General features: G+C 56.7%; 20 protein-coding genes and 1 riboswitch. Of the genes, 6 read left to right on the top strand and 14 right to left on the bottom strand.

Annotated features, from left to right (window positions below; translation table 11 throughout):
* From IEX10_RS08270 to IEX10_RS08250, 5 genes are all read right to left on the bottom strand, one after another.
* On the bottom strand, positions 1 to 1,365 hold the full coding sequence (locus IEX10_RS08270; RefSeq protein ID WP_188673226.1) for a glutamine synthetase family protein: 1,365 nt from the start codon (positions 1,363 to 1,365) through the stop codon (positions 1 to 3).
* 72 nt (positions 1,366 to 1,437) lie between these two features.
* Positions 1,438 to 2,469 (bottom strand): TRAP transporter substrate-binding protein, encoded by a 1,032-nt coding sequence (locus tag IEX10_RS08265; RefSeq protein ID WP_188673224.1) that lies wholly within the window; start codon positions 2,467 to 2,469, stop codon positions 1,438 to 1,440.
* Positions 2,470 to 2,511: 42 nt separating this feature from the next.
* Entirely contained in the window at positions 2,512 to 3,840 is a 1,329-nt protein-coding gene (locus IEX10_RS08260) for a TRAP transporter large permease (protein ID WP_188673223.1), read from the bottom strand.
* On the bottom strand, positions 3,840 to 4,409 hold the full coding sequence (locus tag IEX10_RS08255) for a TRAP transporter small permease subunit (RefSeq protein WP_188674666.1): 570 nt from the start codon (positions 4,407 to 4,409) through the stop codon (positions 3,840 to 3,842). Before IEX10_RS08255 ends, IEX10_RS08260 begins: the two co-directional genes overlap by 1 nt.
* On the bottom strand, positions 4,409 to 5,176 hold the full coding sequence (locus IEX10_RS08250) for an N-formylglutamate amidohydrolase (RefSeq protein WP_188673221.1): 768 nt from the start codon (positions 5,174 to 5,176) through the stop codon (positions 4,409 to 4,411). Before IEX10_RS08250 ends, IEX10_RS08255 begins: the two co-directional genes overlap by 1 nt.
* A 120-nt stretch (positions 5,177 to 5,296) precedes the next feature.
* On the opposite strand from IEX10_RS08250, the gene IEX10_RS08245 reads away from it, so the two are divergent.
* Genes IEX10_RS08245 through IEX10_RS08235 form a run of 3 tightly spaced genes read left to right on the top strand, consistent with a single transcriptional unit; the run spans position 5,297 to position 7,009 of the window.
* Positions 5,297 to 6,169: a MurR/RpiR family transcriptional regulator gene (locus IEX10_RS08245; RefSeq protein WP_188673219.1), complete on the top strand. Its 873-nt coding sequence runs from the start codon at positions 5,297 to 5,299 to the stop codon at positions 6,167 to 6,169.
* Positions 6,170 to 6,227: 58 nt separating this feature from the next.
* The gene (locus IEX10_RS08240) at positions 6,228 to 6,683 is read left to right on the top strand and encodes a tRNA (cytidine(34)-2'-O)-methyltransferase (RefSeq protein ID WP_188673218.1); all 456 of its coding nucleotides are present in this window, start codon (positions 6,228 to 6,230) and stop codon (positions 6,681 to 6,683) included.
* The gene (locus tag IEX10_RS08235) at positions 6,680 to 7,009 is read left to right on the top strand and encodes a DMT family transporter (RefSeq protein WP_188673215.1); all 330 of its coding nucleotides are present in this window, start codon (positions 6,680 to 6,682) and stop codon (positions 7,007 to 7,009) included. The genes IEX10_RS08240 and IEX10_RS08235 overlap by 4 nt, the downstream gene beginning before the upstream one ends.
* A 71-nt stretch (positions 7,010 to 7,080) precedes the next feature.
* Here IEX10_RS08235 and IEX10_RS08230 read toward each other — a convergent pair whose 3' ends face one another.
* The 4 genes from IEX10_RS08230 to thiB all read right to left on the bottom strand — a co-directional run bounded on the left by IEX10_RS08230 (position 7,081) and on the right by thiB (position 11,189).
* Positions 7,081 to 7,821 (bottom strand): gamma-glutamyl-gamma-aminobutyrate hydrolase family protein, encoded by a 741-nt coding sequence (locus IEX10_RS08230; RefSeq protein ID WP_188673212.1) that lies wholly within the window; start codon positions 7,819 to 7,821, stop codon positions 7,081 to 7,083.
* A gap of 71 nt (positions 7,822 to 7,892) precedes the next feature.
* Positions 7,893 to 8,591, bottom strand: a complete 699-nt coding sequence (locus IEX10_RS08225; RefSeq protein ID WP_188673209.1) for a thiamine ABC transporter ATP-binding protein — start codon at positions 8,589 to 8,591, stop codon at positions 7,893 to 7,895.
* Positions 8,572 to 10,188: an ABC transporter permease family protein gene (locus IEX10_RS08220; protein WP_229678475.1), complete on the bottom strand. Its 1,617-nt coding sequence runs from the start codon at positions 10,186 to 10,188 to the stop codon at positions 8,572 to 8,574. The genes IEX10_RS08225 and IEX10_RS08220 overlap by 20 nt, the downstream gene beginning before the upstream one ends.
* Positions 10,164 to 11,189: a thiamine ABC transporter substrate binding subunit gene (thiB, locus tag IEX10_RS08215; protein WP_373287449.1), complete on the bottom strand. Its 1,026-nt coding sequence runs from the start codon at positions 11,187 to 11,189 to the stop codon at positions 10,164 to 10,166. Before thiB ends, IEX10_RS08220 begins: the two co-directional genes overlap by 25 nt.
* Before the next feature lie 41 nt (positions 11,190 to 11,230).
* Positions 11,231 to 11,335, bottom strand: a riboswitch (TPP riboswitch).
* A gap of 164 nt (positions 11,336 to 11,499) precedes the next feature.
* On the opposite strand from thiB, the gene IEX10_RS08210 reads away from it, so the two are divergent.
* The 3 genes from IEX10_RS08210 to IEX10_RS08200 all read left to right on the top strand — a co-directional run bounded on the left by IEX10_RS08210 (position 11,500) and on the right by IEX10_RS08200 (position 14,649).
* Entirely contained in the window at positions 11,500 to 12,723 is a 1,224-nt protein-coding gene (locus tag IEX10_RS08210) for a hypothetical protein (RefSeq protein ID WP_188673206.1), read from the top strand.
* 155 nt (positions 12,724 to 12,878) lie between these two features.
* On the top strand, positions 12,879 to 13,982 hold the full coding sequence (gene aroC, locus IEX10_RS08205) for a chorismate synthase (protein ID WP_188673203.1): 1,104 nt from the start codon (positions 12,879 to 12,881) through the stop codon (positions 13,980 to 13,982).
* Between the two features lie 250 nt (positions 13,983 to 14,232).
* On the top strand, positions 14,233 to 14,649 hold the full coding sequence (locus tag IEX10_RS08200) for a hypothetical protein (RefSeq protein ID WP_188673192.1): 417 nt from the start codon (positions 14,233 to 14,235) through the stop codon (positions 14,647 to 14,649).
* Here IEX10_RS08200 and IEX10_RS08195 read toward each other — a convergent pair whose 3' ends face one another.
* From IEX10_RS08195 to ade, 5 genes are all read right to left on the bottom strand, one after another.
* On the bottom strand, positions 14,650 to 15,525 hold the full coding sequence (locus IEX10_RS08195; protein WP_188673189.1) for a DMT family transporter: 876 nt from the start codon (positions 15,523 to 15,525) through the stop codon (positions 14,650 to 14,652). It abuts the gene before it with no gap.
* 84 nt (positions 15,526 to 15,609) lie between these two features.
* Complete coding sequence (locus tag IEX10_RS08190; RefSeq protein WP_188673186.1) at positions 15,610 to 16,959, bottom strand: hypothetical protein; 1,350 nt, start codon at positions 16,957 to 16,959, stop codon at positions 15,610 to 15,612.
* A gap of 115 nt (positions 16,960 to 17,074) precedes the next feature.
* Positions 17,075 to 17,380 (bottom strand): HU family DNA-binding protein, encoded by a 306-nt coding sequence (locus IEX10_RS08185; RefSeq protein WP_188673184.1) that lies wholly within the window; start codon positions 17,378 to 17,380, stop codon positions 17,075 to 17,077.
* 220 nt (positions 17,381 to 17,600) lie between these two features.
* Positions 17,601 to 19,088 (bottom strand): AMP nucleosidase, encoded by a 1,488-nt coding sequence (locus IEX10_RS08180; RefSeq protein WP_188673181.1) that lies wholly within the window; start codon positions 19,086 to 19,088, stop codon positions 17,601 to 17,603.
* A gap of 53 nt (positions 19,089 to 19,141) precedes the next feature.
* Positions 19,142 to 20,941: an adenine deaminase gene (ade, locus tag IEX10_RS08175; RefSeq protein ID WP_188673179.1), complete on the bottom strand. Its 1,800-nt coding sequence runs from the start codon at positions 20,939 to 20,941 to the stop codon at positions 19,142 to 19,144.
* Positions 20,942 to 21,070: the final 129 nt, after the last annotated feature.

The raw sequence follows: 21,070 nt of genomic DNA, 5'->3' as shown, positions 1-21,070 counted from the left end.
TTAAGCCCTTTCAAAGCCCCGTGCGATTTCCCAATCGGTTACAACACGGTCGAATTCTTCTTGTTCCCATTCGGCAGCGCGGGTGTAATGGTCGATCACATCGTCGCCCATCACCTCGCGCAGGAATTTTGAGTTGCGCAGCAGTTCGGTTGCATCGCGCAGGGTTTGCGGGATGTCCCCTGCTTTTGCGTCTTCGTACACATCGCCGCGTGTCGGCGCAGCGAGTTCCATCTTTTCCTCGATCCCCTTGATCCCAGCGGCCAGCATCGCGGCTTGGGCGAGGTAGGGGTTCAGATCAGACCCGCCGATACGACATTCCACGCGGATGCCTTTGGTGCCATCGCCGCACAGGCGGAAACCTGCGGTGCGGTTGTCGACAGACCAGACGGTTTTGGTCGGTGCGAAAGTGCCTTTGGAAAAGCGTTTGTAGCTGTTCACATAAGGCGCAAGGAAATAGGTGTAATCCGGCGCATAGGCGATCAGACCGGCCATATAGTGGCCCATCATTTCGGACATGCCCAGATCGCGGTCCTTGTCAAAAAACGCTGCTTCGCCGTCTTTCCACAGGGATTGGTGGACATGGGACGACGATCCCACCCGATCCTTGTGCCATTTCGGAAGGAAAGACGCCGCGTGGCCGTTCTGCCATGCGATTTCTTTAATCGCGTGTTTGGCGATGGAATGGTAATCGGCGCAATCAAGCGCGGCGGAATAGCGGATGTTCAGCTCTTCCTGACCGGATTCCGCTTCGCCTTTAGAATTTTCAATTGGCAGACCAGCCGCGTAAAGGTGGTTGCGGATCGGGCGCATGATGCCCTCTTCCTTGGTGGTCTGGAAGATGTGGTAATCTTCGTTGTAGCCGCTGATCGGTTGCAGATCGCGGAAGCCGTCCTTGCGCAGTTCATCAAGGGACTTCTCGAACAGGAAGAACTCCAGCTCGGTAGCCATCATCGCGTCAAAGCCCAGCTCTTTCAGGCGGGCGATCTGCTTTTTCAGCATGGCGCGGGGGGAATGGGGGATCGGTTCGTGGGTGTGGTGATCCAGAATATCGCACAGCACCATTGCGGTGCCTTCCAGCCACGGCACAGGGCGGATGGTGTCCAGATCGGGCTTCATGACATAATCGCCATAGCCGGTTTCCCAACTGGTGGAGGCATAGCCGTCAGGGGTCGCCATCTCAAGATCGGTGGCCAGCAGGTAATTACAGCAGTGGGTTTCCTTGTAGGAGTTTTCTACAAAGTTCACCCCGTGGAAGCGCTTGCCCATCAGGCGGCCTTGCATATCCACAAAACAGACAAGAACGGTGTCGATTGATCCCTCGGACACGCGGGACTTCAGATCATCAAAACTAAGATTGGCAGGCATGGTGGTTCCACTTTCTAATCGGACCAAGGGCGGCAGAACGCCGCCCTTGGAATGTCAGTTTAAAGTTCAGCTTCAGGTGTAGCGGTACGGACGACCGGCTTTGACCATGTCGGCGTTGTACTTCTTGATGATGTCCACCACGCGCCGTTTGGTTTCGGATTCGGCTGCGATTTCTTCCCAGAAATCCTGCGCTGCGGCTTCCACTGTGGCCCATTCGTCGTCTGGAATGGATGTCAGTTCCATCTTTGGACCGTTGACGCGCAGGTCGGCTTCACCGCCCCAGTACCACCACTGACGATAGTAGTGGGATTGGTCACAGCACACACGGAACAGCGCTTGCAGGTCTTCTGGCAGCTCGTTCCAACGCTCCATATTGGCAAAGAAGGAGCCAGCCCATGCGCCGGAGATGTTGTTGGTCAGGAAGTAGTTGGTCACATCGGCCCAGCCTACGGTGTAATCCTCGGTGATGCCGGACCAAGCGATCCCGTCGAGTTCGCCTGTTTGCACGGCAACCTCGATGTCTTCCCATGGCAGGTTCACTGGAACCACGCCAAACTGGGACATAAAGCGGCCCGCTGTCGGGAAGGTAAAGATGCGCTTGCCTTTGAGATCTTCAAGGCTGCGGATCGGGTCTTTGGTGGCAAAGTGGCACGGATCCCATGCACCGGCAGAGATGTGTTTCACGCCGACTTTGGAATACTCTTCATCCCAGATTTCGTTAAGGCCGTATTGGTTGAACAGCACCGGCACGTCGAGCGAATAGCGGCTGGCAAACGGGAAGTAGCCGCCGAAAACGGTTACATCGGTTGGCGAGGCCATAGAGTCGTCATCGGATTGTACGGCGTCGATTGTGCCGCGCTGCATTGCCTGAAACAGCTCTCCGGTTGGGACCAGTTGGTCGGCAAAAAACAGTTCGATCTGCATGCGGTCGCCTGCGATCTTGTTGAACATTTCAACGGCGGGAACGATCACGTGTTCCGCCAGCGCCGCACCCGCATAGGTCTGCATCCGCCATTTGATGGTGCTTTGCGCCAGTGCCGGCGTTGCAAGAGCAGCAGCCGGAGCCACGGCAGCGCCTTGAATAAACTTACGTCTGGTTGTCATAGTCTCTCTCCTTGTTTTGGGTTGGGCCGGTTGGTGCGGCTTCTAGGGTTTGTTGTAAATATAGTCGGGCAGCCATGTGGCGATGCCAGGGAACACCATGACCAGCACCAGCGCCAGCACCATGACCAGCACAAAGGGCGTGATTGAGGCATAGATGTCCCGCAAACTGATTTCCGGCGGTGCCATCGCGCGCATCAGGAACAGATTATACCCGAACGGCGGTGTCATATAGGCAATCTGGGTCGTGATCGTATAAAGGATACCATACCAGATAAGATCAAACCCAAGCGCACCGACCAATGGCACATACAAGGGTGCAACAATCACCAGCATGGCCGTATCGTCAAGGAACGTCCCCATCAGGATAAAGCTCAGCTGCATCAGGATCAGGATCATCCAAGGCGACAGGTTGAGGCGTTCGGTGAACAGACCCTCAATCGCTTTCACCGCGCCCAGCCCGTCGAACACCGCGCCAAAGGCGAGGGCGGCGAGAATGATCCACATGAACATACAGGTAATGCCAAGAGTGTTACGTACGGAGTTTTCAAACACTTCGCGGGTCATGCGGCCTTTCAGTACCGCCGCCACAAAGGCTGCCAGCGCGCCAATGGCAGAGCTTTCCACCAAAGACGTCCAGCCGTTCACGAAAGGCACCATCATCACAGCAAAAATCACAATCGGCAGGATACCTGCACGCAGCAAACGCATCTTTTCGGCGCGGGGCATGTCCCGTTCCGACGGGTCCAGCACCGGACCCAGTACCGGATTCATCCGACAACGGATCACGATATAGGCGATGAACATCCCTGCCATCATCAGACCCGGCACCACTCCGGCCAACCACAACTGGCCGACAGGTTGACGTGCGATCATCGCATAAAGCACCAGCACCACTGAAGGGGGAACAAGGATGCCAAGGGACGACCCCGCTTGTATGACCCCTGTGACCATCCTTTTGTCATACCCCCGCTTTAACAACTCGGGCAGGGCAATGGTGGAACCAATGGCCATCCCAGCCACAGACAGGCCGTTCATGGCGGAAATCAACACCATCAACCCGATGGTCCCGATCGCCAGCCCACCCCGCAGGCCGCCCATCCAGACGTGGAACATCTTATAAAGATCATCGGCGATCTTGGACTCCGACAGTACATAGCCCATGAAAATGAACATCGGCAGGGTCAGCAGCGGATACCATTTCATCAGCTTCATTGCAGCCGAGAACCCGATGTCAAATCCGCCCTTGTCGCCCCACAGCAACAGGGCCGCGACAACAGCGATAAAGCCGATAGCCCCGAACACCCGCTGACCAGTCAACAGCATCAGCATCATCGAAGAAAACATCAAAGTGGCGATTAATTCATAGGACATCAGATGGTTTCGCCTTTAAGCCGCAGCACGTCTTTCAACAGCTCGGAGATGCATTGCAGTAACATGAGTGTTAGGCCGAGGATCATGATGGATTTGATCGGCCAGAGATAGGGGCGCCACGCCGAAGAGGATCGCTCTGCGCGGCCCACTTCCTCGGCTCCGGTGGCAAGGCCCGCAAGGAAGGAGAACGGCTCGCTGCCCCAATAGCCAAGGGAATAGGCCGTGGAACTGACCGCGCCATAGATCATCACGCCGAGGTAGAAAATCAGGAACAGGACGGTAATCAAATCGGTCCATGCTTTGCGCCGCAGGGACCATTCGCCGTAAAGCAAATCCATCCGCACGTTTGATCCCAGCTGGATCGAATAAGGCCCGCCCAGAATGTAGTAAGCGACCATGCAGAACTGGGCCAATTCCAGCGTCCAGAGCGATGGCAGGAAGAACGTCTTGCTGATTGAAGACCACAGCAAAATACCCATCAGCACGAAGATACCGTACATGACAATGCGGCCCATGCGGTAGTTCACAGCATCAATGGCGCGAATATATCCAAAAGCTAAGCCGCGCATCATGCCTGCCCTTCCTGATCCAACCTATCGAGCGAAGCCACGAGCCAGTCGCAGATGGTATCGCCCATATCCTGCTGCTGTTGCTGCGTTACGATCAGGTCGTTGCGGATTTCCAGCATCACATTGGCATAGCCGTTGGCGATGCCGTGTTCTTTCAACGTGTGGGTGACGCCGTGTTCCGGTCCATAGGGTTCATTGCGCTGCACGTCTAAGGGGTTGCCCTTTGCCGCCGCCAGCATTCCATCGGCCAGCCGTGTGTCGCTGTCATGCAGGATGCCGATTTCTACTGCGCGGGGATTGCCGTGATAGATTGGCGTAAAGCTGTGAACCGTGACGAGAACCGGCGTAACACCTGTTGCCGCCGTTGCAGCCACACTATCCGCCAGCAATTCGCGGAAAGGGTGATAGTAACTGTCAGCCCGCGCCCTACGGTCCGCATCATCCAGTTCTCCATTGCCCGGCACGACAACCAACTCGCTGCGGGCGGGCATGGCGTCCGGTGCGCTGGGTGGGCGGTTGCAATCATAAACCAGACGGGAAACCTTGCTTGCTACCAGCTTTGCATTCAGCCGCTCTGACATGTGTCTTGCCACGCCCAGCGCGCCCGGATCCCAAGCCGCATGGCTTAGCCGGTCAGCTTCGGCGAGCCCGAGGTCATGCAGGTGTGGCGGTATAAAAGAAGAGGCGTGTTCACACACCAGCACGACAGGCGATGCGCCCGCGGGGGTGTGAACCTCTACAACGTCTTCTGCTTTGGTGGCAGCCATTCAAACTATTTTCCCTGTTCACGCTAAACTTCTTGCGCATCGGGTGATATGTCAACAGAATTGTGTTACAAAAAGAACAGAAGTCGTAACGTTGTAATATTAATCGTCAAACGGGGTCCTATGTCGGAGAACCAGCCCACCATTTCAGATCGTATCCAGCGAGAGCTGGACCGTTTGACCCGTGCCGAACGACAGTTGGCTCATTCGATTCTGGAGAACTATCCCGCGTCGGGACTTGGGCCGCTGGCAACATTGGCTAAAGACGCGAATGTCTCGGCACCGACCGTGGCGCGGATGGTGCAGAAGCTGGGGTTTAAGGGCTATCCTGAGTTCCAGACCGAACTGCGCGAGGAGCTGAAATCAAAGGCGAAGAACCCGATTGCCAAGCATGACACGTGGGCGGAGGGCGCGCCGTCGGGCCATGTGCTGAACCGGTTCACGGATGCGGTGATTGATAATATCCGCCACACGCTCGGCCAGATTGATCCTGATGACTTTGATGCAGCCTGTGCGCTGATCGGTGATCCGGAACGCGCACTTTACATCGTCGGCGGGCGGATTACCCATACAATGGCGGAGTATCTGTTCCTGCACGCTCAGGTGATCCGCGCTTCGGTGACGCATATTCAATCCACGTCAAACGCATGGCCCCATTACCTGCTGGATGTGTCGGAGGGCGATGTCTTTGTGATCTTTGACAACCGCCGCTACGAAAACAACACGCTGAAGCTGGCGGAGATGGCTCATGCGAAAGGGGCGAAGATCATTCTGTTCACGGATCAGTGGCGCTCTCCGGTGCATCATCTGGCGGATTTCTGTTTCAGCAGCCGGATTGTGGTGCCCTCGGCTTGGGATTCAGCAGCGACAACGCTGTTGCTGGTGGAGACGCTGATTTCTGCGATTCAGGACCAGAACTGGGCGCAGACCAAGGACCGGACAGAGCGGCTGGAGGATATGTTCGACCAGACCAAACTGTTCCGCAAGTTCACCTGACCCCCGCTGCACCAATCCCGCTATTTCCTTCGCCTGCGATTTCCCCTATCGCAGAGCCATGAGACTTGCCGCCTATCAACCCGACATCGCCCCGAATCTGGGCGCCATGATCCGCCTGTCGGCCTGTTTCGGCGTGCCGCTGGATATTATCGAACCTTGCGGTTTTCCCCTGTCGATTAAAGCGCTGAAACGTTCGGCGATGGATTATGCGGATATTGCCGATCTGACCCGCCACAACAGTTGGCAGGATTTTGCAGCGGCGCCGCGTAGCGGGCGAATCGTGCTGATGACCACGCGGGCGGAGCAATCCTTGTGGGAGTTTTCGTTCCAACAGGGCGATACCATCCTGATGGGACGGGAGAGTGCGGGCGTGCCGGAAGAGGTCCACAGCTTTGCGCAGGCACGGGTGAAGCTGCCGATGACCGGGCAGGCGCGCAGCTTGAACGTCGCGATGAGCGCGGGAATGGCGGTAAGTGAAGCTTTAAGACAAATGAATAAAAGGAATGCGCAATGACGTGGGTTTATCTGTTGCTTGCGATCGGGGCCGAGGTGATTGGGACGCTGTCCCTGAAAGCCTCGGAAGGGCTGAGCAAGATGCACTTCGTCGGGCTGACCGTGGTGGGCTACGGGATCTCTTTCTATTTCCTCGCCATCGTTTTGCGCAGCTTTCCGGTGGGGCTGGCCTATGCGGTTTGGTCCGGTGCGGGTGTGGCTATTGTGACGGTTGCAAGCGCGTTGCTGTTCGGGGACCGGATCGACACTGCGGGATTTGTCGGAATTTCCCTAATCGTTTGTGGTGTTCTGGTGATCAACCTGTTTTCGTCTTCGGTTCCTCACTGACTACAAAAACAGCGGGGGCATTCCGCCCCCGGACCCCCTGAGGATATTTGGCCCAAAAAGAGTTTGCGGTTTTAACCTGCTGCTTTGGCGGCGGCGCTGATTAGGGCGTCGAACAGGTTTTGCTGGCTTGCATCAGTCGCCGCAGAAAGTTCGGGGTGCCATTGCACCGCCACGAAAAACGGGTGGTTTGGATCTTCTACCGCCTCGATAATGCCATCCGGCGCATGAGCCACCGCGCGCAATTCAGGTGCGATACGGTTGATGGCTTGGTGGTGGCCGGAGAAGGTATCGACTTCTGTGCTGTCCATGACTGCTGCCAGTTTGGAGCCCGCATCCACCGACACCGGTTGACGGGTCCAGCCGCCTTGCGCGTTGCGGTGGATGTCGCCGGGGTGGAGGTCGGGAATGTGCTGGTGCAGATCGCCGCCAAGCGCCACGTTCAGAATTTGCATTCCACGACAGATAAAGAGGGTCGGTTTGGAGCTTTCGCTGCGCAAGAGTTTAAGAAGGGCGCGTTCGGTTTCATCCCGTTCAGCCGAGGTTTGTTGCACGTTCGGATTATCCGTATCGCCGTTGTAGTGATCGGGATGCACGTCCACGCCGCCGCTAAAGATGATCCCGTCTACCGCAGGCAGCCAGTCGGCGACATGGGGTTCTCCGGGGGGAAGCAATACCGCCACACCACCAGCGCGGCGCACGGCGTCAACGTAGTCAGCGGGGCAGGTGTAATGATCGTCATAGTGGGATGTGTCCACTTTCAGATCACCGCGCCCTTCGGTCAGGATGCCGATAACGGGCCGTTTATGTGTCATAGCGAAAGGACCTTGAATACCGTGTCAGTCGCGAACGACAAAGCCTGCCCCAGCAGTTCTGTCAAGAGGAGCTATTGACCGAGATAGTTTCTCAGCACCTCGGGCGGGTTGGCCAGCAGAGCCGTGGTTTCTTGGGGGGCGTGGGCTTTACCATTAGCGATCAACAGAGTCTGGTCGCTGATGTGGATCGCATCTTCCGGCTGGTGTGTGACCATCAGTAACGTTGCCTTGGCGGCATCGACGATTTCAGCCACCAGATCAAGCATCTCTTGTTTCAAAGCTGGGCCGAGGGCGGCAAAGGGTTCGTCCAGCATCAGGATCGGTTTGTCGCGTAACAACGCGCGGGCGATGGCGACCCGTTGTTGCTGGCCACCGGACATTTCGGCGGGGCGTTTGGGGCCGTGTCCTTCCAGTCCGACCCGCGCCAGCGCCCGTGCCACTGTGTCATGTTCTGTTCGTGACAGTTTCAGGTCGGGGCGCAGCCCAAGGCCGATGTTTTGTGCTGCGCTGAGGTGGGGGAACAGGTTGTGATCCTGAAACAGCAGGGTGACGGGGCGCTGTGCGGGGTGGGTGTTGGTTATATCCTCGCCGCGCCACAGGATGCGGCCCGACTGTGGTGGCTTGAAGCCGGCTATTGCAGCAAGCAACGTGGATTTCCCCCCGCCGGACGGGCCGAGCAGGGCGATCTTGTGGCCCTCTTCAATCTGCAAGTCCGCAGTCAGGGAAAACTCCCCCTGAAGCAGTTCCAATCTATCGAATGTTATGGTCAAGGCGTCCTCCGCGATCAAACAGCCAGAACAAGGCGAGCGATGTGCCGACCAGCAGCAGCGCCGCACCGGCTGCGGCCTCCATCTGGTAGGCGGCCATCAAACGGTACATGGTCAGGGGCAGGGTGGCAAAATCCGGTGGTGCAAACAGCGCGATCACACCGAGATCCCCCATAGACAGCGCCGCCGACAGGCCAGCAGCAAAGCCTGCGGCCCGCTTGATCCGTGGCCAGATGGCGATGCGAAACAGCGTTAGGCCGGTCATGTCAAGGGATGCGCCAAGGCGTCCGTAGTGATCCTCGGCCCGTTGCAGCGCGGGTAGAAGGATGCGCAGTGCAAAGGGCAGCGACATGGTTGCATTAACGGCAATGGTGATCGGCAGGGCGAGCCTGAACGGGTCTACCACTGGGTTGAGAAGTATGAACAAGCCGGTGCCGATCACAAAGGGCGAGGCGGCAAGCGCGAGAAAGCCGATGGCTTCCAGCAGCGCCGCCGCGCGTGTGCGCCGCGCCAGTTCGGTAATCAACGCCGCCAGCGCCAGCGCCAAAGCGGTGGCCAGCAGCGCGGCGGGTATGGCGATCAGCAGGGAGTTCAGCAGGGAAGGCCAGATTTGTGGCGGCAAGGCGAAAAGTGGCGGCAGCCCGCGCAGGATGACTGACACCAGCGGCGCAAAAAGGAACAGCGCAACGGTTAGCAGCAGCGTGGTATCCATCAGACGGGTCGAAAGTTCGGTGCCGTCCCAACGGGCGGGCGGATGGTCCAGCCCGATGGAGAACGCCGTGGGCTTTGCCAGCGCCAGCGTTGCACCGGCGGTCGCGGTACACAGGGCGAATTGCAACATGGACAGAAGCGCGGCCTTTGACAGGTCGAAGTCGAACCGCAGCGCTTGATAGATCGCCAGTTCAATGGTGGTAGCACGGGGGCCGCCCCCCAAAGAAAGGGCAACCGCGAAACTGGTCAGGCAAAGCAGGAACACCAGCAAAAACGCACCCGGTACGGCGGCGCGCAGCATAGGGCGCTCCAGCTGGCGATTCACGTCTTTGCTGGTAAAGCCAAGCTCTGCCGCGAGCCGGAAATGTTCGGCAGGGACGGCCATCCAACCCTGCAGGATCATCCGTGTCGCAAGGGGGAGGTTAAAGAACACATGGGCAAGCACGACGCCGCTGAAACCGTAGATGTTGAGAGGTGACAGACCAAACGCTGTCAAACCGTCAGAGATCAGGCCGGAGCGTCCCCAGATAGAGACAATGCCAAGAACGGCAACAATGGCAGGCAGGATAAACGGCGCACCGAGAAGGGCGACCATCACCTGACGCCCCCGAAACCGGCGCCTTGCCAGCGCGCGGGCGGTTGGAATGGCGATGGCAACACTTATCGTTGCCGAAAGAAGCGCCTGCGTCACGGTAAAGCGGATCGCCGCCCAATCCGCAGGCGTAAATCCGCGCCCGACTGTTGCATGGGTGCCAACAGCCACCACTGTTCCAAGCGTCAACAGCAGCACCACCAAAAGGGCGGCGCTGCCTGTGAGCGTTTTGAACAGGGACGGTCGGGACGGATGACCTTGGCGGGCTGAGATTATTTGCTGAGCGCGGTTAACCATTCGGCCAATGCGTCCTCTTTGATCGCTTCCACCTCTGTGTCGCTGATGATCAGGCTGTCTTCGGGTGTGATCAGTTGTTCAAACCCTTTAGGCAAACCGGCATCGGGGAATTTGGCGGGGTACATCCAGTTGGTGGTTGGGATGATCGACTGGAAGGCGTCCGTTGTCATAAAGCTGAGGAACTGGTCAGCCAGTTCCGGCTGATCCGTTGCAGCCAGTTTTCCGGCCACTTCAATCTGCATGTAATGACCCTCTGAAAAGGAGGCTGCGGATTTGGTGTGATCTTCCTCTGCGATGATGTGATAGGCGGGTGAGGTGGTGTAGCTCAGGACCATGTCTGCCTCCCCTTCAAGGAACATACCGTAGGCTTCGGACCATCCTTTGGTCACGGTCAGGATGCGCGGGGCAAGGGATTCCCAGATATGGGCGGATTTGTTCGGGTAGGCGGCCTTCACCCACATCAACAGCCCCAAGCCGGGCGTAGACGACCGCGGGTCCTGAATGACGATTTTCAGATCTTCGTCGGCTTCAATCAGCTCCTGAAAGCTGCCGGGGACTTCGATTAGTTTGGTGTTATCATAGACAAAGGCGAAATAGCCCCAGTCGTAGGGGGCGAATGTGTCGTCGCTCCAGTCTACAGGCACATCAAGACCGGTTGGCGCTGGGGAGAGTTTGGCAAACAGGCCAGTTGCCTTGGCGCGGGCGGTTATATTGGTGTCGAGCCCGAGAACAATATCAGCATCACTGCGCGCGCCTTCCAGCTGTAAACGGGACAACAGGGCAGCGCCATCACCCGCATTGACCAGTTGAAGGTCACAGCCGCAAGTGGCTTCGAAGGCTTTTTCCACCTGCGGGCCCGGCCCCCAATCGGTGACAAAGCTGTCATAGGTGTAAACTGTCAGGACAGGCTTGTCCTGTGCCTGCACTGTGACTGCAAAAGCTGCGATCATGGCGATTGTGCCCAAGGTGCCGATAAATGCTGTGCGGAGCGGGGAACTCATGTCTTAAATCCTTTCAAGCTACAGACGGTTGGCAGGATCAGGGATATTCACCGCACCTTCCCTCCGCCGGTATGATCCGGTTCAGGTTCAACGGGTCACGCGATTGCGTATCTCAGGCTGTTCTAACAGCCCCCCCGAGGTTGCTTCAGGTGTAACAGCGCGGGGGCAAAAAGCAAGCAGGTCAAAGGATCTTTGCTGTGTGGTCTGACGATGGTCCCTACAAAATCAAATTTGAGACAAAGTTCTGACCAATTGTGAGGGTAGCTTCATCACAAGTTAAGTAGCGTATTTGAGCATGAGGAACACAGGCATGGCACTAAATTACGAATTTGATGTTTTTACGATCAACTCTGGTAAAGCGCCATCTGGCCCTGTTATGCAAGAAATGCTGACGGATCTGGACCGCAAGATGGAGAACAAGGTCGCACGCTTTCGCAGCCCGACTACGGTTGCGGCACTGCGTTCCGCGGATGCGCGGGTGCGCGGGATATTTCGCACAGCCGGTTTTCAATTTCGTGAGGAAGAACTGCAGGAAAAAGGTACTTTGTTTGGCGACAAGGAGGCCCATGCAGTGTTTCTGGTGCGCGTGACTGACGGGATTGAAAAGACCTACAGCAGCGCAGAGCTCGACACGGATGATGTGCTCGCGCAGCCATCCGTGGACAAAGACTATGACGAAGGTATTGCGCCGGACGGGGCGTTTGTTGTGTTGCACTGGATGAATGACACGATTGCTGTGCATGAAGGCGACGACCAGGACGAAGGCTTTGATGCCGGTCTGGACGACGTTGCAGACGAAGAGGCAGCACTTGAGGCCGAAAACGGGGACGACGCAGATTATTCCAGCGCGATTGACGAAGGTATTCTCAATCTTCAGCAGTTCGTCATTGCTGAGGATGAAGGAAAGGCCTGCGAAGCCGAAGACCCCGCCGCACCCAATGAAGCCGAGGATGTGCCGTTTGACATCGGCATCTTCCGCACCGTTATGGAAGAGGTGATCCCAGCCGCGGCAGCGGAACCAAAGGACGAAACGCCGGATCACTTTAAGTTGGAAACGCCTGAAGCCGATGACACCCGTTTCAAAATCATTCCGGCGGCCTTTGACGGTGAAGCGGAATTGGAAGCGGACATTCAAGGCGACGATATAAAAGTGGCCATGCCCGAGGTTGAAACCGAGTTCGAACTGGAAGAGGTCTCTGTGGCCGAAAACCTAGAGGTTGGGCCGGAGCAGATCGATATTACATTAGAAATGGATGCCGAGATGACATCTCTCGCCCAAGTCGCGGTAAAGGCGGGCGAAAACATCAATATCCCCGCGCGCCGTCCGCGCAAATCTGCCCAAGAACGGCGGGTGCGCGTGATCGAAGTCCCCAAGCAAATGCGCGCTGATGATTTGACCGAGACGCCTGCGCCAGAAGCTGCGCGCCCACGTTCCTTTTTGTTCGGACAAATGAATACACCGGCTATGGGTATTCTGGCCGGCTTGCTGTTTTCGGGTGCTGGCATTCTGCTGATTTCCCAAGTTCTTGCCTGAACGGGCGCAATTCACAGATCACGAAACAATCAACAGGCCCGCTGTGAAGCGCGGCCTGTTTTGCTTTGGCCATCAGAATTAACCTGCGGCCTTGGCACAAAAGGGTTTTCTAGGGGGCAGGGTTCTACTATCAGGTTTTCACAAGGAGAAAGCCCATGTCGATCAATTCCTTCGGACGTCTGTTCACAGTTACCACCTGGGGCGAAAGCCACGGACCCGCGCTCGGGGCGACGGTGGATGGTTGCCCTCCGGGTGTGCCCCTTGATGCGGAAATGTTGCAGCGCTGGCTTGATCTGCGAAAGCCGGGGCAAAATAAATACACCACTCAACGGCGCGAACCGGATGCGGTGGAGATCCTGTCCGGCGTTTTCGAAGGCCAGACCACAGGGACGCCGATCCAGTTGATGATCCGTAACACCGATCAACGCAGCAAGGATTACTCTGACATTATGGAGAAATTCCGTCCGGGCCATGCGGATATAACCTATTGGCAGAAATACGGCATTCGGGATTATCGGGGTGGCGGCCGGTCGAGCGCGCGGGAAACCGCAGCGCGGGTCGCGGCAGGCGGTGTCGCGCGGGAAGCGTTAAAAGTGCTGGTGCCGGATCTCGAGATCACGGGCTGCATGGTGCAAATGGGGCCGCACAAGATAAACCGTGAGGCATGGGACTGGGATCAAATCGCCCAGAACCCGTTCTGGACACCGGATGCGCAAGCGGCACAAGACTGGGCTGCTTATCTGGACGAGTTGCGGAAATCAGGAAACTCTGTTGGTGCGGTGATCGAAGTGGTCGCAAAAGGGGCGCCTGCAGGTTTGGGCGCGCCGATTTATGGCAAAATCGACACCGATATTGCCACCGCGATGATGTCGATCAATGCGGTCAAAGGAGTTGAGATCGGTGCAGGCATGGGCGCAGCAGAACTGACCGGCGAAGACAATGCGGATGAGATTTTTATGGGGAATGACGGCAAACCGGTTTATTCCTCCAACCACGCGGGCGGGGTGCTTGGCGGTATTTCGACCGGACAGGATCTGGTCTGCCGATTTGCAGTGAAGCCTACGTCTTCAATTTTGAAACCACGCCAGACCATCACCAAATCGGGGCAATCGGCTGAAATTATCACCAAGGGTCGGCACGATCCTTGTGTGGGAATCAGGGCGGTTCCGGTTGGCGAAGCGATGATGGCTTGTGTGATTTTGGACCATGTATTGCTGCATCGTGGACAGATTGGTCAGAACCGTGGACCAATCGGTTGATTGCCCTAGGGTTGTGTAGTTGAAAAAATGCAACAGAATACAACTGTAACGTGACGTAATGGCGTTATTTCGGTGATTGTTTACCGTTTGGTCGAAATTTGCCATTGCTTCATTTTCAAACTGTTCTATTTACCCCGCAACACACGCCAGCCACTGTCCTATGTCGGACTACATCTAAACCCGTAGCCAGTGGGCTCCACTACCAATATTTCTGCTCAAACACTTTTCCAGTTGGAGGTTACTACCTGCTATGGGGTACACTTCATTTTTTAAATATATGGCGGATCGCCATCTCGAAGGCCACGATGCCCTCGTGTCACGCAACTTCGTGTTTCCCTTGCCGATTTTTGTCAAAGACAAGGTCTCGGTCATAAAAACCGAGCAAGCCTTTCGTGTCTTGCTTGCGGAATATCGTGCGACACTGGAATTGGCTGGACTTGTGCGCACAGACACGCGGCAAATCCTCGCCCAGCGGCAACAGCCGGATGGGATCAGTATCGCGGTTGAAAAGCAGTATTACGACATCAATGACGTCGTTTGTGGGTCTTGTCAGGTGACTTACTTTGCCACTGTCGAGAACGACCGGCTGAGGTTTCACATGGTCGAGTACACCGACATAAAGGCGCCGATGCCGCTGGACCAGATCTCTATCTTTAAGGCTGCTTGATCAGCGAGGCGGACGGGCCACCGCGCGGGAGGATTGAACCGCCAGAATGCCGGCCATCACGATCACAACCCCGATCACATCTGTGCGACTAAGGGTTTCGTTCAGGATTAAAGCGGCGATCAATACCCCGAAAAACGGGTTGAGAAAATGGAAGGTACTGGCCCGTGTTGCGCCGATCCGTTCCACCAGCATGAACCAGATCATTGTGGCGACGATGCCGGGCATGATGACTGTATAGGCAAACGCACCCACCAGAGAGCCGGTCCACACGAAGCTATGCTCTTCCAACAGCAAAGCGGGAAACGCTAGCGCCGCGCTGCCGATCATCATCTGCACGCCGACAACCATCAGGACGTTTCCTTTGGAAGACGTCGAGCGCACTGCCAGCGTGGCTATGGCAAGGGCGGTCACACCGATCAGGCAAAGTAGAATGCCCAGCAGATCGACGCCGCCGGACAATCTGGCTCCCATGATCAAGGCAACTCCGGCAAATCCGGTGCACAGCCCGGTCCAGCCGAGCCAGCCAACCCGTTCGCCTTGCAACGCTGAGACCAACCCGACGATCAACGGCACGGCTGAGGCGATGATAGAAGCCAGTGACGCCTCTATCTGTTGCATCGCCATGAAAAACAGCCCCAGATACAGGGCGTTCTGGCAAATTCCAAAGATCGCGACCGCCCCCCAGTTTTTGCGATCAAACCGGATGCGCTGGCCCATCAAATAGGCGATCCCCATGCAGAGCAATCCAGCGATTAAAAAGCGCAGGGCAGAAATGGTCAGGGGTGGCGCTTGCAGGACGATAATTCGCGCAGAGGTGAACGCGCTCGACCAGATCAGGGCGAACACGAGTCCCATAACAATAGCTTTTATGTCCAACCGGATCGTCCTTCACGCATCATTGCCAAAGGCTTGCCAGACGGCGGTGGGAAAGGAAAGGGCGCAATTACCCTAGCGCTGCGCCTATCCCCAATCGAAAAAAGCGAAATCTTCCAGTGACAGGTCAGGGGCGCCTTCGATCACTGCTACCTTCTCCCAGCCGGAGCCGTTATAGAACCGCAAAACTCCGGAATTGTGCAGATAGGAAAACTCGTCGGTTTCTACCGTGTCATAGGCCGTCACATGCTCCACCGTGAAACGCAGGGCTTCGGCATCGTCTTTTTCGACCACCACATTGGTATCGGAAAGGGATTCAACCAGCGCACGGGGATCATCACTGTTGAGCACGTAAGAGCCGGTGAAATCGAGCCCGATTGTATCCGTACCCTGTTTGAAATCCTTGATGCGCGTGAAGTATTCAAGCGCCTGCCCGTGGGAGACAACAAACAAATCGGCCCCGCGCCCGCCCGTGGCTTCGATACTGCCCGCGCCGAGCACGCCGATACCGGAGGAAAAGATCATATCATTCCCCGCGCCGCCAAACAGATGGTCGGTCCAGCCGCGCCCCTGTCCGCCGGCCCCAGTGATAATATCGTCGCCCCTGCCGCCAAAAATGAAGTCGTCTTCGTTTTCGTAGCTGCCGACAATAAAATCATCACCGTTGTGGCCATAGATCGTCAGGTCCTGATCGCGGTTTTTGCCGGTATCAAGCCAAATAAGTGAGTCGTCCAACCGCGCTCCGTGCATCTTAGTGACAGAGCGCGCGCCGATGTTCAGGGTGAAGGATTCAAAATCGGTGAAACTGGAATTGGCTATGGTCATAGTGCCAGAGTTCACTTCGCGAAAATCCAGTACCTTGTCGGAGGTTAGTTGCAGGCCGACCTGATCGGTATTCAAAAACAGCCGGTCCTGTCCCTTGCCGCCGTCCAGATGCAGGCTCCGGTCTTCCCAGTGCTGGCCGTCAGGGCCGGAAGTATCGCCAAAGGTGATTTCCGCCTGATCCGCACCGCGCCCCATGAAGGCACGATCCGCATCCCCTTCATCGGCGTTGGTTAACAAGCGGGCGTTGGTGAAAAAATCCCCCTGCGTGCCGCCGTAATAATCTGTAGAGCCATAGGTATCATAGAAAATATCTGCGCCACCCTGACCTTTCAGAATGTTCGCGCGGCTGTAGGTTTCGTCAAAGCCGGTGCCCGCACTTAGAAAAATGTCGCCGCCGCGCCCGCCCTTGATGTCGGCAGTGTCGCCGGTGAACTGGTCCGACTTGTCGCCGCCAATCACCTCCAGAATGGGGCGTTCCTTGTAGCTGTAGATATAGCTGGTGATGCCAAGGTCGTTTTCGCGGCTGTTTGGTAACACGATTTGCAATTGATCGGGATCGGACGCGATCTCTTTCCCGTTGAGATAGTGGTACCCGTAATCACCGACAGCCATAAAAATTCCTTAAAAAAAGCAGGTTTAAGAGGTGCCAGCTTAAACTGTGTTGTCGATCAGGCAAGAAAAAAGGCCGACTGCGAACAGACGGCCCGTTTTCAAACTGTCATCGCAATCAGGCGTTGATTACGTCTTTCAGAGCTTTTGCGATGGTCACTTTTGCCACGCGGTCAGCATCTTTCTTCATTTGCTCGCCAGTGGCCGGGTTGCGCACCATGCGCTCCGGACGGGCACGACAAGCGAATTTGCCAAGACCTGGAATAGTTGCGGCGCCACCGGCAGCAACTTCTTTGGTGATGACGGAAGCCAGCGCTTCGAGGAATTCGTTCGCTGTTTTCTTGTCAGACTCGGTTGCTTCGGCCAGTGCGGCAACGAGCTGTGTTTTGGTCATAGGTTTTTGCGTCACGTGACTGCTCCTCATAGATCTTACGACATGCCCGACGTCGGGCCCCGTAGTGGGTGTCCAGCGGCAGTTAACAAGATATTGAGGTTTAACACAATGATAGAGACCGGCGAAAAAGCTGAAAAACGCCTATTTTTATGGGTTTTTCGCGAATTCCCCCCCATTTTGGCTGGTGCCCGCCGATCGTCGGCGAAACGGGGGGCATTTCGATCGTAGGACCTGTGCCGGTGATGCGGTGTCAGAGGAAGGCAGTCTCATCAAAGCTGCGCAATTTGCGCGAATGCAGCCGTTCCAGCGGCATGTCGCGCAGAGACTCCATCGCGCGAATTCCGATAAGCAAATGGCGCGTCACCTGCGTGCGATAAAATTCGGATGCCATCCCCGGCAGCTTCAGTTCACCGTGGAGCGGTTTGTCCGAAACGCAAAGCAGCGTGCCGTAAGGAACGCGAAAGCGGAACCCGTTCGCCGCGATTGTCGCGCTCTCCATGTCGAGCGCAATAGCGCGGGATTGCGACAGTCTCTGGACAGGACCGGATTGCTCTCTCAACTCCCAGTTGCGGTTGTCGACACTGGCAACGGTGCCGGTCCGCATCACCCGTTTCAGGGCATAACCTTCCAATTCCGTCACATCCGCAACCGCCTGTTCCAGCGCGATCTGGATTTCTGCAAGGGCAGGTACGGGAACCCAAAGTGGCAGGTCGTTATCAAGCACGCTATCCTCGCGCACATAAGCATGGGCCAGAACGTAATCCCCAAGACTTTGGGAATTGCGCAGTCCCGCGCAGTGGCCAAGCATCACCCAAGCATGGGGGCGCAAAACAGCAATATGATCTGTCGCGGTTTTTGCATTGGACGGCCCCACACCGATATTCACCAGCGTGATGCCTGACCCGTCTTCCCGTTTCAGATGATACGTCGGCATCTGCGGCTGACGAAAGGCGGAATCCACATGGGGATTGTCCGCCGTTGCGACCGAATTCCCCGAGGCCACAAATTCCGTGTACCCGCTTTCGGGATCCTGAATGGCCTGCATCCCGAAAGTCACAAATTCATCCATGTAGAACCCGTAGTTGGTGAACAGGATATGGTTCTGGAAATGCTCGGGGTCAGTGGCTGTGTAATGGGCCAGACGCGCCAGAGAATAATCGATCCGCTGCGCTGTAAACGTGGCCAGCGGCCGGATGCCATCCGCATCCGGTTCCGCATCGCCATTGGCAATATCGTCGTTGGTAGTTTTCAGGTCAGGCACATCGAAAATATCCCGCAAAGGGCGGGCATCGGCGCGGACCTGACCTTCGGCCAGACGCAGTTCTTCCGTCAGCGCAAAATGCAGCGGAATCGGCACGTCAGACACGGAAACTGTCACCGGTACACCGTGATTTTCCAGCAGAAGCTCGATCTGTTGGCGCAGATAATTGCCGAACAGTTTGGGCCGTGTCAGCGTGGTTGTATAGGTTCCCGGCTCCCCCACGTGGCCAAAGGACAGGCGGCTGTCCACTTGGGTGTAGGTTGATGTGGTGATCGAAAGCTGCGGGTAATAGGCGCGGTAGTGCCCTTTGGGTGGCGTGCCTGCGTGGTATTCCGCAAACTGCGCGCACAGAAAATCCGTCGCAATTGTATAAAGCCGCTCGATCGCTTCCACAGCTTGTGCCGCCGAGGTAAAGGTCTCGGCTTTCGGGGTTTCCGGTATAATCAGGTTGGTCAGTATCGGTGTTTTACTATGCATATTCGGCTCGTCTCGTTTCTTGTTTTCGTTGAAATTATCGGTCTTAGTGCCGGTTATTCTATAAATAGCGGGGTCATCTCAAATTTAACCACATCCACCAGTCCCAGATCGGAAATCCGCAGTTCTGGTATCACAACCAGCGCCAGCAGGGAGTGCTGCATGTAGGCGTTGTTCACGGTGCAGCCACATTCGGCCATCGCCGCGACCATACGGTCGGCTGCTTTGGCGACATCCTGTGCGGGGAGGTCGGACATCAACCCAGCGATAGGCAGTTCGACCATAGCGATTTCCACGCCATCCTTAAAGACACAGATGCCGCCGCCCACTTCGCCAAGGCGATTGGCTGCCAGCGCCATATTCTCGTGGTCGGTGCCAACAACAATCATATGGTGGCTATCGTGGGCCACGGTAGAGGCCATCGCCATTTTGCCAGTATAGTTAAAGCCCGAGACAAACCCGTTAACCACGCCCCCTGTCGCGCGGTGACGCTCCACCAATGCAATCTGGCAGACGTCTTGTGCTGGGTCGCCAGACACGGTGCCATTGTTAACCGAAAGTTCAGCGGTCAGCGCTTTGGTCGGGGCCTGATTTTCCACCACGCCAATCACGCGCGCTGTCACGGTTTGCGCGCCTTGCGGAGCGGTGATCGCAAAATCTCCGGCACCTAGTGTTTTGCCTAGATGCACGGTCTGTCGGGTGTCCGCAGGCCATGCGTAAGCGGTTGGATCAACGGCATTTTCGCCGTTTTCAGCCACGATTTCACCACGGGCCATAACCAGCTCGATCGGCAGGGTTTTCAGGTCGGAGGTCAGGATGATATCCGCCCGCCGCCCCGGTGTGATAGATCCGATATCCCGCTCCAGACCGAAATGCGTCGCCGTGTTGATCGTCGCCATTTGCAACGCCACCAACGGGTCACAGCCGCAGGCGATAGCATGACGCACGACGCGGTTCATATGGCCGTCATTCACCAACGTGCCAGAGTGGCTGTCATCGGTGCACAGGATAAAGTTGCGCGGGTCGAGCCCCTTTTCCGTTACCGCCGTGATCTGCGTTTCCACATCGTACCACGCAGACCCCAGCCGCATCATAGAGCGCATCCCCTGACGCACACGGGCAATGGCGTCTGCCTCGCAGGTGCCCTCGTGATCATCCGCAGGGCCGCCCGCCACATAGGCCGCGAACTCCGGCCCGAGATTAGGAGAGGCATAATGCCCGCCCACGGTTTTCCCCGCCCGCTGGGTTGCCGCGATTTCGCCAAGCATTTTGGGGTCGCCGTGGATCACGCCGGGAAAGTTCATCATCTCTCCAAGGCCGATGATGTTGGGCCAGCTCATCGCTTCGGCCACATCTTCGGGGCCAAGCTCTGTGCCGGTTGTTTCAAGGCCCGGCGCTGAAGGCGCGCAGGATGGCATTTGCACGAACACGTTGATCGGCTGGGCCAATGCCTCGTCGTGCATATGGCGCACGCCGTCCATGCCCAGCACATTGGCCACTTCGTGCGGGTCCACAAACATGGTGGTTGTACCGTGGGGAATGACCGCCTCTGTAAAGCGGGAAACCGTCAGCATCCCGCTTTCGATGTGCATATGCCCGTCACAAAGCCCTGGCATAATATAGCGGCCCTTGGCTTCTATAATTTTGGTGGTTTCCCCGATGCAGTGGCTGGCATCCGGCCCGCAAAACGCAATGCGCCCGTCGCGGATCGCAATGTCATGATCAGGGAGCAGTTCGCGTGTGTGGACGTTCACCCAGATACCGCCCTTGATAACCGTGTCCGCCGGTTCACGTCCGGCAGCGGTTGCGATGAGTTGGGGGGCGACGTCGGGCCATGCAGGGAAGTGTGTTTTCATGTCATAGTGTTTCACCCTGTGCGCTTTGGTTCAAGAGAAAATTGACCAGATGGTCATGTATCCTGCCGTGTAAAGAATGGCGGGTCTGATTTCGCGGGACAAGGGGCGTTGTATGTCGGGTTTAGCTAA

It is taken from the genome of Neptunicoccus cionae (genome assembly GCF_014643735.1).
Lineage (GTDB): Bacteria > Pseudomonadota > Alphaproteobacteria > Rhodobacterales > Rhodobacteraceae > Amylibacter > Amylibacter cionae.
Note: the sequence above shows the minus strand (reverse complement) of the source record. Positions and strands in the feature narration are given on the sequence as shown.